The sequence below is a fragment of the Ruegeria lacuscaerulensis genome, assembly GCF_013031245.1.
In the GTDB taxonomy this organism is placed as follows: Bacteria; Pseudomonadota; Alphaproteobacteria; order Rhodobacterales; family Rhodobacteraceae; genus Ruegeria; species Ruegeria lacuscaerulensis_C.
The window spans coordinates 235,635-249,586 of record NZ_WPZL01000001.1; the positions used below are offsets into that span (position 1 = coordinate 235,635).

General features: G+C 58.2%; 12 protein-coding genes. 4 read left to right on the plus strand and 8 right to left on the minus strand.

What is annotated here, in order from left to right:
* Positions 1-12: 12 nt before the first annotated feature.
* Both GOX66_RS01220 and GOX66_RS01225 read right to left on the minus strand, forming a co-directional pair.
* Complete coding sequence (locus GOX66_RS01220) at positions 13-1,074, minus strand: Ldh family oxidoreductase (protein WP_170758805.1); 1,062 nt, start codon at positions 1,072-1,074, stop codon at positions 13-15.
* 95 nt (positions 1,075-1,169) lie between these two features.
* Positions 1,170-1,796, minus strand: coding sequence for a J domain-containing protein (locus tag GOX66_RS01225; protein WP_170758806.1), 627 nt, complete (start codon positions 1,794-1,796; stop codon positions 1,170-1,172).
* Between the two features lie 107 nt (positions 1,797-1,903).
* Between GOX66_RS01225 and GOX66_RS01230 the strand changes: the two genes are divergently transcribed.
* Positions 1,904-2,158, plus strand: coding sequence for a BolA family protein (locus GOX66_RS01230; protein WP_170758807.1), 255 nt, complete (start codon positions 1,904-1,906; stop codon positions 2,156-2,158).
* Between the two features lie 114 nt (positions 2,159-2,272).
* On the opposite strand, the gene GOX66_RS01235 is transcribed toward GOX66_RS01230, so the two are convergent.
* From GOX66_RS01235 to pepN, 6 genes are all read right to left on the minus strand, one after another.
* Positions 2,273-3,253: a class I SAM-dependent methyltransferase gene (locus GOX66_RS01235; protein ID WP_170758808.1), complete on the minus strand. Its 981-nt coding sequence runs from the start codon at positions 3,251-3,253 to the stop codon at positions 2,273-2,275.
* 283 nt (positions 3,254-3,536) lie between these two features.
* Positions 3,537-3,968 carry a DUF4177 domain-containing protein gene (locus tag GOX66_RS01240; RefSeq protein ID WP_170758809.1) on the minus strand — a complete coding sequence of 144 codons (432 nt, stop codon included), beginning with the start codon at positions 3,966-3,968 and terminating at the stop codon, positions 3,537-3,539.
* Between the two features lie 183 nt (positions 3,969-4,151).
* Complete coding sequence (gene gatB, locus GOX66_RS01245; RefSeq protein WP_170758810.1) at positions 4,152-5,663, minus strand: Asp-tRNA(Asn)/Glu-tRNA(Gln) amidotransferase subunit GatB; 1,512 nt, start codon at positions 5,661-5,663, stop codon at positions 4,152-4,154.
* A 70-nt stretch (positions 5,664-5,733) separates the two neighbouring features.
* The gene (locus GOX66_RS01250; RefSeq protein WP_237212405.1) at positions 5,734-6,927 is read right to left on the minus strand and encodes a hypothetical protein; all 1,194 of its coding nucleotides are present in this window, start codon (positions 6,925-6,927) and stop codon (positions 5,734-5,736) included.
* A gap of 197 nt (positions 6,928-7,124) precedes the next feature.
* On the minus strand, positions 7,125-7,553 hold the full coding sequence (locus GOX66_RS01255; protein WP_170758812.1) for a hypothetical protein: 429 nt from the start codon (positions 7,551-7,553) through the stop codon (positions 7,125-7,127).
* Positions 7,550-10,102 (minus strand): aminopeptidase N, encoded by a 2,553-nt coding sequence (pepN, locus tag GOX66_RS01260; protein WP_170758813.1) that lies wholly within the window; start codon positions 10,100-10,102, stop codon positions 7,550-7,552. The genes GOX66_RS01255 and pepN overlap by 4 nt, the downstream gene beginning before the upstream one ends.
* A 222-nt stretch (positions 10,103-10,324) precedes the next feature.
* Between pepN and GOX66_RS01265 the strand changes: the two genes are divergently transcribed.
* From GOX66_RS01265 to GOX66_RS01275, 3 genes are all read left to right on the plus strand, one after another.
* Positions 10,325-12,496 (plus strand): malate synthase G, encoded by a 2,172-nt coding sequence (locus tag GOX66_RS01265; protein ID WP_170758814.1) that lies wholly within the window; start codon positions 10,325-10,327, stop codon positions 12,494-12,496.
* Between the two features lie 30 nt (positions 12,497-12,526).
* Positions 12,527-12,952: a GlcG/HbpS family heme-binding protein gene (locus tag GOX66_RS01270; protein ID WP_170758815.1), complete on the plus strand. Its 426-nt coding sequence runs from the start codon at positions 12,527-12,529 to the stop codon at positions 12,950-12,952.
* 200 nt (positions 12,953-13,152) lie between these two features.
* The gene (locus tag GOX66_RS01275; protein WP_170758816.1) at positions 13,153-13,932 is read left to right on the plus strand and encodes a gamma-glutamyl-gamma-aminobutyrate hydrolase family protein; all 780 of its coding nucleotides are present in this window, start codon (positions 13,153-13,155) and stop codon (positions 13,930-13,932) included.
* The last annotated feature ends 20 nt before the right edge of the window (positions 13,933-13,952 follow it).

A 13,952-nucleotide genomic window follows, 5' to 3' on the forward strand; every position in this document is an offset into this window, starting at 1 on the left:
GTGCTGTTTCGCTTATCCGGTGTTTGGCGCGTCGGTTTCTACACCCAAATCATGGGCTAACCTCAGAATTTCGCCCCACGTTGCCGACGGTAACTCCAGTGGTCGGTTCCTGTTGCGTGTCCGCGCGTCGGCTTCGCGTTCTCCCGGGACATCGACCTGGTCGAAGCCGGGTGCAGGCGGGCAATCTCTCAACTCACTCAGAACTTCTTCGGCAAGTTCCTGCAAACGCGTCGGTTTCTGATACAAGCCGCAATCCAAAGCCAGCATCAGCCAGTTACACTCGGTTGTCGCCGGACCCAGCATTGCCTCGGCGATCATTTCGGCCGCAACCGCCAGCGCATATCCTTTGGCCCCGCCCGCCGTGAGGATCGCACCTCCGTCAAAATAGGCCTGAGGGTCGGTGCTGGGTCGGCCATCGCGGTCGATCAACACGCCTTCGGGCAGCTTCGCGCCCGCCACTTTGGCCCCATACACCCAACCCGCTGCTGCCGCCGATGTTGCGAAATCAACAATGACGGGCCCCCGGTTGCCGCCGGGAACGCCAATACAGTAGGGGTTGGTCGACATCAGCGCCTTACGACCGCCATAAGGGGCGACCAGACGCCAGTTCTGGCGACCGCCGCCGCCGATGATGATAGTCAGGCAACCTTGCCCGGCGGCATATTCCGCAAAAGCGCCTAACCGACCAGTATGGCCGACATGCTGCAAGGCGATTGCGGCCATTCCCGTATCCTTTGCCCGGGTCACCACGTTCCGGCTGGCCAGAGTCATGGCCGGAATTCCGATGCCGCCGCAGCCGTTGACCAGCCAGGCTCCGCGTGCGTTCTGTTCCAGTCGTGGACGCACGTCTGCTGTCAGATAACCGCTGTCGTAATAGCCGGCATATTGCAGAACCCTCCAGACGCCATGAGATTCCACGCCCGAGAGATCGGAGTCGATCAAGTGGTCAGCAGCCTCGACGGTAATGTCCGGTGGACACCCTTTGGCGCCCAGAACACCCTTGGCGATCCGACGGGCGGTTTCGATGTCCACCTGCACGCGCCGTGTGTCTGAACTGTATTTGCTGCAGGTCATGGTTTGGCATCCCTGTCGGATCATTGGACCCTCAGGTTACGACGGGCACGCGCCAAGCCTAGCCTGTTTGCGACGAGATCACGTCGGTGCGGCAGCTATTTGAAGTTCCGGCTGTCCTTGATCTGATCCCAAGCCCAGACAACTTCTTGCAGCTGTTCTTCCTGGGAGCGGTCACCGCCGTTCATGTCAGGGTGCAGTACCTTGATCAGTTTCTTGTAGGCCTTGCGCACCTCGGCCTTGGACCAGCTATCCTTGGCTTCGAGGATTTCGATGGCCCTTCGCTCGGTCGGCGGCAGACGACGCCCGCCGCCACCTGCGGTGCGACCGGGATTCTTGGTCGCGTTCCCACCCAGCACCTGATGCGGGTCCTCGATGCCCAAACGCGCCCAGGCACGTGCCTCAGGGTCGCCCATAGGCTTGGTCTCGCGTTCCCACACCTTGTCTTTTGAGCGCTGCGCGTTCAGCTCGGCCTCGGTTGTGCCGTCGAAAAAGTTCCATTTCTGATTATATTCGCGCACATGCTGCTGACAGAACCAAAAGAAATCATCCAGAACATCCGGCGCCTTGGGCGCGCGGAATTTGCCGGGCTCCTCACATCCCTCATGGTCACAGATTCGCACCGAGGTTTCAGACGCACCCGACATTCCCCGACGCCCGCGCGGGTTCTTTTTCTTTGAGGTGGAAACGGACATATCAAATCCGAAGGGGTCTGACTTCACCATGTGCTCATCCTTACGAACGCATCTTTTCGACTCGGAGGCAGCAGTTTAATCTAAGCAGCCAAAAGTAGAAGAGGGGAGCGGCAAAAATTTTGCCGATGAGCATAAAAATGACCGTGACCGACGAGATCAGATCCCGCCTGCAAGTCGCCTTTGACCCGAGAGAGCTTGAGGTCGTCGACGAAAGCGAAAGCCACCGGGGCCATGCCGGATACCAGGAGGGCGGCGAAAGCCATTTCAACGTCCGCATCCGCGCCAGCGCTTTCGAAGGCCAATCCCGCGTTGCCCGCCATCGTGCGGTGCACAAGGCATTGGGCGATATCGTACCGCGCATTCATGCGTTGGCCTTGGATATTGAGGCCTAAGTCGCAGTATTCTCGTAAGATCGGGAAGGTTCAATTACACGCTGAAGGCCGTCAAAGCCTGGTAATTTGCCCGAAATTGAACTGAGCCCCAAGAACCTGGGGCTCATAAGGTTTTTAACGTTTTCGCAGGATCAAGGCGGATTGCCACCCATATGCTTCGGGGACGATTTCGCGTACTTCAAACCAGGCTTCGAGTTTGCGGCGTATATACTCCGTACGGTGAATGACTCGCGTTCGTTGCAAGCTGGTTCCTTCAACGACCATCCCATAATTTTTGGATAGAATCCCGTGGCTGTCGTCGATCTTTTGGATTTCCGACACTACGTCGCCTTCACCTTTGGTCATGCAGGTTTCCATACTGTGATCGTCAAAGATGGTAATGAATGCTCTCCCTCCCGGCTTCAGTATCCTCCGGGTTTCAAGGTACCAACTGTCAGCCAGATCGCCGATATGGGTCCAAACCGATCCTGCATAGACAAGATCGAAATGATTGTCCTCAAATGGAAGATGCGGGTGGGTGGTGTTTGTAATAAAGTTCATTGGTGCCAGATATTGTTGACACCAAGTTATTGCATCGGCGCGCAGATCAACGCCCCAAACTTCAACATCCTGCGCGCGCGGCAGCCACCACCGCGTCAAGCGCCCGGCAGCACATCCGATTTCCAAAACCCTGCCTCCCGCAGGAACCGAGAAGCCGTCTGCAGACAGAGCCGCATTCATTCGGTTTGTAACCGTCTCTCCGGATTTGAGGAACCGCTCGTCGAACCACTTGCCCTGTTTGGCATCGTAGCCGTAACCAAGTCGGAGCGGATAAGGAGGTAGCGGACATTCATTCGGGTCCAGATGTGTTTCCTGAGCGTTCTCGATCACATAAACACGCCCTTCACGCGTGTGTGGATAATAAAGCGCGGACGGAAAAACACTTCCCACCGCGTCTGCTTCCACTTGGCCCAGCAATGAATCCGACGGTTTGTCGGTAGCGTTTGAAGCCGGCGGATTGTCGGTAGCGTTTGAATCCAACGGTTTGTCGGCAGCGTTTTCACTTTTGGACTGAACATTTTCTTTATTGGACTTTTCGCGTTTGAAAATTCCCATTGTCGCATCTTCCTATTCGCAAAGTGGAATATTTTTTTCGAGGATCATCGCTCCAGCAGTATTGCTGGGCTTTCGTCGTTCAAGCGGCTCTGAACCCAAGCTTCTGGATGTAATGGGAAAAGTCTGTTTGCGTCAATCGACATCTGCAACATTGAGTTTTCTCGATACTAAAGCTTGACGATAGTCACCTACTTATTATCTCATTAGCTCCCGTAGACTAAACTCTGCTCCTCTTTGCGTGTTTTGGTCGGCTGACCACGGAATTACAGTCTTTTCAGTCTCTTTAGTTTCCCGCTTGGATTGAGTTTCCGACCCCGGCGGTGGTTCGAATTTTGTCTTCCGATTTCAACGACAGCGGCGGATCTTTCGCTTCTTCAGCTATCGGTTCTGGTGCCTTCACGGCATCCGGCCCCGGAACCGGCTGCGCCAGCGCGACGCCTTCTGGGCTTTCAGTCGGTCCGCGCGCCGACGTAAAGGTAACCTCTGTCTCACGCCGAAACACCAGCACGTTGCGCCAGTTCACGATCGAGCCGGTCAGGCCAGAGCGTTCTTCGCTGGGCAGAAGTTCGGCGCGTTGATATTCCCAGCCGTCCTCGCCCATTTGGTTCAGCACCTGTTCGACCGACGCCGCAAACCGACCCTCGGCGGTTTTCACGCCTTTGGCCTTTGTACCTTTTTGGGGGGCGGGGACAACTTTGTATTCGTAGCGCTGCATCAGATCTTCCTGGTTGCCAGTTCCGGGCAATCTATCATCTTGCAGGTTTTGGGGAAGTGGTCTTCGCGCGCTGGCCGATTTCCGCCGTACCTGCTGCGTTAACCTCGCGAGAAGACAGCCGTGCAAAGGGAAAACGGCAGGGATTCATACACCCTGCCGCTCATGTCGCTGAAATCGGGCGGTTTAAGAACCCAGCTTTTTGCCGACCAATTCGTTGACGGCCTTCGGATTGGCCTTGCCGCCGGTGGCCTTCATCACCTGACCGACGAACCAGCCCGCCAGTTTCGGGTTCACCTTGGCTTTTTCGACCTGGGCGGGGTTGGCGGCGATGATTTCATCCAGAGCGGTTTCAATCGCGCCGGTGTCGGTCACCTGTTTCATGCCGCGTTCTTCGACGATCTGCGCCGGGTCCCCACCTTCGGTATAGACAATCTCGAACAGATCTTTGGCGATCTTACCCGAGATGGCGTCCGAAGAAATCAGGTCGATGATCCCACCCAGCTGCGCAGGGGAAACCGGAGACTCGGTGATGTCGTGGTCTTCCTTCTTCAGACGACCGAACAGTTCGTTGATCACCCAGTTGGCTGCCAACTTGCCGTTGCGCCCCTTGGCGACCTCTTCAAAATAGGCGGCCGATTCCACCTCGGCGGTCAGCACCGACGCGTCATAGTCGGTCAGGCCGAACTCGCTGATAAAACGCGCTTTTTTGGCGTCAGGCAGTTCAGGCAGCTTGGCGGCGATATCGTCGACCCAGGCCTGCTCGATTTCCAGCGGCAACAGGTCTGGGTCGGGGAAATAGCGATAGTCATGCGCTTCTTCCTTGGACCGCATCGAGCGCGTCTCGCCTTTGTCCGGATCGTACAGGCGTGTTTCCTGATCGACTTTGCCGCCGCCTTCGACGATGGCAATCTGACGGCGGGCTTCGACCTCTATCGCTTGCTGGATAAAGCGCATTGAGTTCATGTTCTTGATCTCGCAACGCGTGCCCAGATGCGAGAAGTCCTGCGTTTCCTGATACTTCTCATAGGCACCGGGCAGGCAGATCGAGACGTTTACGTCCGCCCGCAAGTTGCCATTCTGCATGTTGCCGTCGCAGGTGCCCAGATAGCGCATGATCTGACGCAGCTTGGCGATGTAAGCAGCCGCTTCTTCGGGGCCACGAATGTCCGGACGCGACACGATCTCCATCAGGCAGACACCGGTGCGGTTCAGGTCGACGAAGGACATGTGCGGGTCCATGTCGTGGATCGACTTGCCCGCGTCCTGCTCCATATGGATACGTTCGATCCGCACCATGCGAGCGGTGCCGTCGCCCATTTCAACCAGTACTTCGCCTTCGCCCACGATGGGTTGGTACAGCTGGGAGATCTGATAGCCCTGCGGCAGGTCTGGGTAGAAATAGTTTTTGCGGTCAAAGGCGGATTTCAGGTTGATATCCGCCTTCAGGCCCAGACCAGTGCGCACAGCCTGTTCCACACAGAACTTGTTGATCACTGGCAGCATGCCCGGCATCGCAGCGTCCACGAAGGCCACGTTCGAGTTCGGCTCGGCCCCGAAAAGGGTCGACGCGCCCGAGAACAGCTTGGCATTGGACGAGACCTGCGCATGCACCTCCATCCCGATCACCAGTTCCCAATCGTGCTTGGCCCCGGCAATGGTTTTGGGTCTGGGCATTTCGTATGTCAGGTCGAGCATGGCGCGCCTCATTTCCGCAGAAGTCTAAGCCTGCGTATTAGGCCCGGCACGGGCGAGGGGCAAGGGGGAATCAGTTCTCGGACAGGCGCAGGCCGGACGGGGTAAAGGTCACGTTCCTGCCACTGCGCAGTTCCTCGCGGAACAGATCGGTAATTGCCCGTAGTGCGTCGCGCTGGCCGCGCGCCGCGAACCGCTCAGGTGAGCTGATGCGGACGGAATTGTTGAACCCGTTGGCCGCATGGGCCCAGATCAGCGGATGCAGCTCGGTTAGGTGATCACGGATCAGCCAACTGGCGGCCTCGTGAATCTGTGCACGTACGATATCGGCTTTTTCGTTCAGGCCAAATCCACTCTGGATCGTGGTTGCACAATAGGCCGACAGCATATTGACGGTCTTCTGATCCGGGCGCCGGTCCAGAATGTCGTGCAACCCTTCCAGAAAATACTCCACGTCCAACCGCGCGCAGGCTTCTTCATCCAACGCGATTGCGTCGAATTGTACCCAGGTATAGCCGCCAGCGCCCCAGATATTCTGAGTTCGGGCCGCGGTACGCAGGGCCTGAACCTCAAGCTCTTCGTAACTGCCGAACCAACGTGGCAACAAATGGGTACCCATCGCGCGCATATGTCTCTGGTTGCGAGGATCCAGCGTGATCAACCGTTCATATTCATCGGCGACGCGGATATTTGACCTGCGCTGTCCGGCCAGCAAGGCGCAGCCCGTGGCTGCGACCAAGGGGCTGTCCGGCGCGGCTTCGCGGCATTTCGGCAAAAGCGCGGCGGCCCGGTCGAAATGTGCGGCGCAGCGCGAACGGTGCAGCGGCGGCAGAGTTGCATTGGTCGCGGTCCCGCGCCAGGCCCAGGCAAGATCAATATGCGCCAGAGCAACTACCAGCGTGATCATCGGATCACCGGCGTGCTCACGCATTTCGTCTTCCAGTTCCGATATTCCGCCCAGCAGATCGTAATCGGACAAGGCCTTTCCATCCGACAGGGCGTGTTCTGCTGCCAGAACAACGTCTGATCTGGCGCCAAAGGCCAGCAAATCCGCAATTGGTATTCCGTCCGGTGCAGTATCACGCGCATCGTCAGCGGCCTGCATCAGCCCGGAAAGTTCGGCCCAGCGGTCCTGTCTGGCCAGAGTGCGTCCGTGTTCAATCTTTTCCCGACCAACCAGATCCTCAGCGCCGATGCTGGCCAACGGTATGTTCAGCTGCCCCTGATCCGGAAGGGTGGCAGCGGCGGCACAATCAGGCGCACGCATGTCCGACGTGATTTGACGGGAAGGCAGAGATGGGCGGACTGAACGTGTCCTGAAAAAACCAAACATGGCAAAACTCGTGACCGTAAAAACTGGCAAGCTAGCTCGAATTATTGGCCGAGATTGCCCGCAAATTCAAGTTTTCCCTGTTGAATTGGGGTGAATACTGGCATCAATGCCATGCTCGCGCGCGGATCGTTTCAAAATACGGTAAAATGATGCCGGCTAACGCGAAGCCCGGCCATTTGCAGGATGGGTTCGAAATCCCGGTGAGGAGGAGTCGACTCGTCCGGCAGCCGAACTCGTTTCCCTGACTTCAGAACAAGCGATAAACGAACCGAGAGGTCCCAGCGTGTATCGAATCTTACATGATCGATTTCGGAAAGACTGAGCTCGGCCTCGCGGGTTCCTGAGAACCAGCGTATCTTGCCCTGATCCAGGACTAGTCCTGCACTTGTGTTGCGCGCGACATCCCAAAGCGCGGGCAGTGTGGCCAGCGCCAGCAATCCCATCAGCCACCAGGCCGCGTCGAACTGAATTACCAAAGCAAGCAGCGCCGCGTAAATGCAGATCAGAATGATAACGGTGCGCGGCGACCTGTTGCGGCACGTATATGTGAACGGGATCATGCGCCGAGGATACGAGACACCATTTCCGTTGTGTCACGCGACAGGTTTGGCGTGTCGGCGATGCGGCTCAATTGCGCCCGCATCAAATCCTGACGGTCGGCATCATAGCGCGTCCAGGTCTGAAAGGCTGAACACATCCGTGCGGTGGTTTGCGGGTTGACCGGGTCCAGCCGGATCAGCCATTCCGCCAGCAGGGCATATCCGGCACCATCCGCGCGGTGAAATCCGGCGTGATTCATCGCGAGCGCGCCCATGATGGCACGGAATCTATTCGGGTTTTTCCAATTGAAATCAGCGTGTTCCGTAAGGGTGCGGGCGATATCCGCCGTGGCCTCTGGGGCCGCCATCGACACCTGCAGGCCGAACCACTTGTCCATCACCAGCCGGTCGTGTTGCCACTGATCGTAGAACGCGGACAGCTCAGCCTCTCCTTTGCCTGCCCGCAGCAGGCAGGACAGGGCGGTCAGCTGACGGGTCATGTTGTCGGCCGCGGCGTATTCATCAACCGCCTTGGCACCGCCATCCAGCCGAGAAGTCAGGGCCAGCGCCGCGCCGCCTAGCGCACGCTTGCCCGCTTGTTCGGCATCGGGGCTGTAGGGGGCCTCGATCAGGGTTTCGCTGTGCAGTCGTGGCAGCAGGTCCTGCACATGTTGCGCCGTGGCTTGTCTCAGAGTTTCCACTGCCGACCAGATTGTCATCGGATCGGGCGTATCTCCTCGGTCAAACAGGACTGCGGCAAGCTCGGATTGCGTCGGCAGACCCAACATCAGCGAGCGGTAAGCGGGGTCCAGATCGGCGTCGCGCAGAACGGCCAGAATGCCGTCCAGATAGTCTGCATCGGGCGCGGTATCGTCTAGGATCATACGCAGCAGCGTATCCTGTGCCAGCGACCGCCCTGCCTGCCAGCGATTGAACGGGTCGGAGTCATGGGCCAACAAAAAGGCGCGCTCGGCATTTGTGTGATCGTGTTCCAGAATAATCGGGGCAGAGAAATCCCGCAGGATCGAGGCCACAGGTTTGGCAGCCAGCCCGGTGAACTGAAAACTCTGCTCGGCTTCGGTCAGTTCCAACACTTCGGTCGCGCGCACTTCATCACCGTTTGGGCTCAGCAGACCAACCGCCACGGGAATCACCTGGGGCAGTTTCTCGGACTGACCCGGTGTGGGTTCCGTGCGCTGCGATAGTGTCAGCGTGTAGGTGCCGTCATCCCAATCTTCGGTCACTGTAACGCGCGGCGTGCCGGACTGGCTGTACCAGCGTTTGAACTGGCTCAGATCGCGGCCGGTGGTATTTTCGAATACCTTGATCCAGTCCTCGATGGTGCAGGCCTGCCCGTCATGGCGGTCGAAATACAGGTCCAGCGCCTTGGCGTAGGCTTCGTCGCCGACCAGCCGTTTCAGCATGCCGATGACCTCGGCACCCTTTTCATAGACAGTGGCGGTGTAGAAGTTATTGATTTCCTGAAAACTTTCCGGGCGGACGGGGTGGGACAGGGGGCCGTTATCCTCGGGGAATTGCCGGGCGCGCAGGTCTATGGCGTCATGGATGCGTTTGACCGGGGCCGAGCGTATGTCCGAGGTGAACTGGGCATCGCGGAACACCGTCAGGCCCTCTTTCAGGCACAACTGGAACCAGTCGCGGCAGGTAATGCGGTTACCGGTCCAGTTGTGGAAATACTCATGCGCGATGATCGCCTCGATCCGTTCGAAGTTGGCGTCGGTCGAGGTTTCGGGGCTGGCCAGCACGGCGGAGGAGTTGAAGATGTTCAGCCCTTTGTTCTCCATTGCGCCCATGTTGAAATCATCGACGGCCACGATGTTGAACACGTCCAGATCGTATTCCCGGCCGTAGACGTCCTCGTCCCATTTCATGGATTTCTTAAGCGCCTCCATGCCAAAGGCGCATTTGCCTTCGTCTCCGGGACGGACCCAGAGGTTCAGCTCGACCTCACGGCCCGACATGGAGGTGAACTGGCCGGGATGGGCGATAAGATCGCCCGCAACCAGCGCGAACAGATAAGCGGGTTTGGGCCACGGGTCAGTCCATTCGGCCCAGCTGTCGCCCTTGCCAGTGGGGTTGCCGTTGGACAGCAGTACCGGAAGGTCACAGTTGATGCGAACGGTAAAGGTGGACATCACGTCGGGGCGGTCGGGGTAATAGGTGATCTTGCGGAACCCTTCAGCCTCGCACTGGGTGCAATACATGCCGTTTGACATATAAAGTCCCTCAAGTGCGGTGTTGTTGCCGGGGTCGATTTCGACAACGGCTTCCCAGATGAAGGGCGTGTCGGGGACATCTACAGTCAGACCCTTGTCGGTGACATCAGGCACGACCTCGACCCCATCAATGACCGCGCGGATCAGGGTCAGGTCCTCGCCATGCAGAAAAAACGTGCGGTCGGTGGCGTCGGGGTTCGGGCGGAACGCAATGCGCGACGTAACGCGGGTGGCGTGATCGGCCAGATCAAATGTCAGATGCACGCTGTCCACCAGATAACCGAAGGGCGTGTAGTCTTTCAGATAGATCGTAGTAGGGGCGGCATCGCGCATCGGGGGCCTCGCATCGGTTCGTGTTTGGCGCGACGTTATGGGTTGTGGCGTTGAGCTGCAAGCGGGGCTGCGCGGCTAATCTGTCCGGCCATCGGGTACGAGATGATTTTGATGTGACCTAACGGCCCGGCCCCGAAACATCCCGAGACCTGTTGCCTATCGGAAACATCCGCCCTAATTGGATGCTGCATACAGTGGCGTACAATTCGGGAGATGTCGAATATGAGCAGCAGGGAAACCCGGAACGGTCTGCAGATTGCCGTCGAACTGGCGGATTTTATCGAAAACCGGGCTCTGCCTGGCACGGGCGTCTCGCCCGAGGTTTTCTGGTCCGGCCTGTCCCGGCTGGTCCAAGAGCTTGGACCAAAGAACAAGGCCCTGCTGGCCAAACGGGCCGAATTCCAAAGCCGTATCGACGGTTGGCATGCCGCCAACAAGGGGCAGGACCATGACGCCGCCGCCTATCAGGACTTTCTTCGCGAGATCGGATATCTGGTCGAGGAAGGCGCGGATTTCCAGATCGAAACAGCGAACGTTGACCCCGAGATCGCCCTCACACCAGGGCCGCAGCTGGTTGTGCCGATCACCAATGCCAGGTTTGCATTGAACGCCGCAAATGCGCGCTGGGGCAGCCTGTATGATGCGCTGTATGGCACGGACGCGATGGGCGATTTACCCGATGCTGGTGAGTATGACGAAGCCCGTGGCGAAAGGGTCATTGCCTGGGCAAAACACCATCTCGGTTTCTTCTGCACACCCGCCATTGACGATTGGGAAAGTGTTGTCAGCTTTGCCGTTGAAGATGGGCGGCTTATCGTAACTTTGGACGACGGCGAACAGGCGTTCATCTATGGGTCGCAAATGCATGGCAAAGGACGTTTTGTCGGCTACACGGGCGACCCTGCTTCACCACGCTCAGTTTTCTTGGAGAAGAATGGCCTTCACGCCGAAATAGTGATCGACAGATCGACGGCTATCGGGGCTGCCGACCCGGCAGGAATCGCGGATGTCCGGCTGGAATCGGCTCTGTCTACGATCATGGATTGCGAGGATTCAGTGGCCTGTGTTGATGCCGCTGACAAGGTTGTGGCCTACAGTAACTGGCTGGGTCTGATGAAGGGGGACCTGACCGAAGAGGTTTCGAAAGGTGGCAAAACCTTTACTCGTAAGCTGGCCGGTGACATCGAATTCACCACCGCCAGCGGCGAACAGGCGACGCTAAAAGGTCGCTCGCTGATACTGGTCCGTAACGTGGGTCACCTGATGACCAACCCTGCCGTTCTGGACGCCGAGGGCAGCGAGATCGGCGAAGGTTTGATGGATGCGCTGTGCACCACGCTGATCGCCATGCATGACCTGAAACGCGACGGGGGCAACTCGGTCGAAGGATCGGTTTATGTGGTGAAACCCAAGATGCACGGGCCGGAAGAGGTGGCGTTCTCGGTCGAGATTTTCGACATGGTCGAAGACATCCTCGGCCTGCCACGCAACACAGTGAAACTGGGCATCATGGATGAGGAGCGCCGCACCTCGGTAAACCTGAAGGAATGCATTCGCGCTGCGAAATCCAGGGTGGCCTTCATCAACACCGGTTTTCTGGATCGGACCGGTGACGAGATTCACACGTCGATGGAAGCAGGTCCGATGCTGCCCAAGGGCGATATTAAGAACACGCCGTGGATCAACTCCTATGAGGATCGCAATGTCGATATCGGTCTGGCCTGTGGCCTGAAGGGCAAGGCGCAGATCGGTAAGGGCATGTGGGCGATGCCCGACCGCATGGGCGAGATGCTGGAGGCCAAGATTGGCCATCCGCAATCCGGCGCGACCTGTGCCTGGGTGCCGTCGCCGACCGCCGCGACCCTGCACGCGACGCATTATCACAAGGTCGACGTGCTGGCCCTTCAGGATGAATTGGCCGCCGGTGGTGCCCGTGGCACGCTGGACGATCTGCTGACTATTCCGCTGCTGGGCGGCCGCAATCTCAGCGACCACGAAATCACCCGCGAAATCGAAAACAACGCTCAGGGCATATTGGGTTATGTCGTACGTTGGGTCGATCAGGGTATCGGCTGTTCCAAAGTGCCGGATCTGAACGATATCGGCCTGATGGAAGACCGCGCGACCTGCCGGATTTCCAGCCAGGCGCTGGCCAACTGGTTGCGCCACGAAATTGTCACCGAGGAACAGGTGATGACGGCGATGCAAAAGATGGCCGCGGTGGTGGATCGCCAGAACGAAGGGGATGCGGCCTATCGCCCAATGGCACCTGGCTTTGACGGCATTGCTTTCCAAGCGGCTTGTGATCTGATCTTTAAGGGGCGTGTGCAGCCTTCGGGCTATACCGAACCGATTCTGCATGCCCGCCGTCTGGAGCTGAAGGCGAGCCTCTAAACTGATTAAAATCGAAAGATAGGACACGACATGGAAGTTTCGCTTCGCAAAGCCCGCACCATCATCCGGAAGACCATGGAAAAGGGCCGCGAGATGGAATTGAAACCTCTTTCCGTTGTCGTGTTGGATTCAGGTGGCCACGTCATCGCCTTTGAGCGTGAAGACGGTGCGGCTCCAGGCCGATTCGCAATTGCGCACGGCAAGGCTTATGGCTCGGTCATGTTGGGTATGGCCGGCACGGCACAGATGCAGAGGGCTGAGGAGCAGGCGTATTTCATGGCTGCCGTGAATGGTATCTACGGCGGCCAGGTCGTTCCGGTACCAGGCGGCGTATTGCTGCGCGACAAGAAGGGCGCGGTTATCGGTGCCGTTGGCGTGACCGGCGATTCATCTGAAAACGATGCCATCGCGGCGATGACCGGCATTGAAGGCGCCGGTTTGACTGGCGAGATCTGAATCAGTTTTTACTGCGAGCCAGGGCAACCTTCCGACCCCTGCGGGCAATGAACGCGGTTTTACGGCATGGCTCGTGAATTCCATGACATGTGCAATGTTGAACAAGAACTTGCGCTGACACGCAGGTTTTGTGCTATTGCGCGCTTTCGTTACTGCCGATAGGTTTTTTGAAAGCGCAGGTAACGATTTAGGAATACAGAATGTCTCGACCCGTCGTCGGTATCATCGGCAATTCGTATTTGATGAACGATCAATACCCGACCCATGCCGGTGGAACGATGAACTCGGACGCGGTCGCTAACGTTTCCGGTTGTTTGCCGATGCTGATCCCGGCCGACCCTCGCTTTGTAAACGTCGAGGAATTGCTGGAGGTTTGTGATGGTTTCCTGCTGACCGGCGGGCGTCCAAATGTGCACCCAGAGGAATATGGCGAACCGGCGACTGAGGCCCATGGCGAATTCGACCGTGCCCGGGACGCGATCACCCTGCCGTTGGTACGGGCCTGTGTTGAGCGTGGGCAACCGTTCTTTGGCATCTGCCGCGGGTTTCAAGAGGTCAACGTGGCGATGGGTGGCACGCTCTATCCCGAAATCCGCGACTTACCGGGCCGTTTGAACCACCGGATGCCGCCCGACGGCACGCTCGAGGAGAAATTCGCCCTGCGCCATGTGGTGGCACTCACCGAGGGTGGCGTGTTTCATCGTTTGATGGGCGCAACCGAGGTGATGACGAACACGCTGCACGGTCAGGGGATCAACACGGTTGGGCAGAGGGTTGTAGTCGACGGTCATGCGCCGGATGGCACGCCCGAGGCGATCTACATTAAAGACGCCCGCGGTTTCACCTTATCGGTGCAATGGCACCCGGAATGGGATGCCGTGAACGATCCGGTCTCACGCCCCCTGTTCGAGGCATTCGGCGCCGCGGTGCGCGCCTGGTCCACCGGGTCGGACGCTGGGCTGTTTCAACAAACAGCGTGAAATTAGCGCCGGTCGCGAAA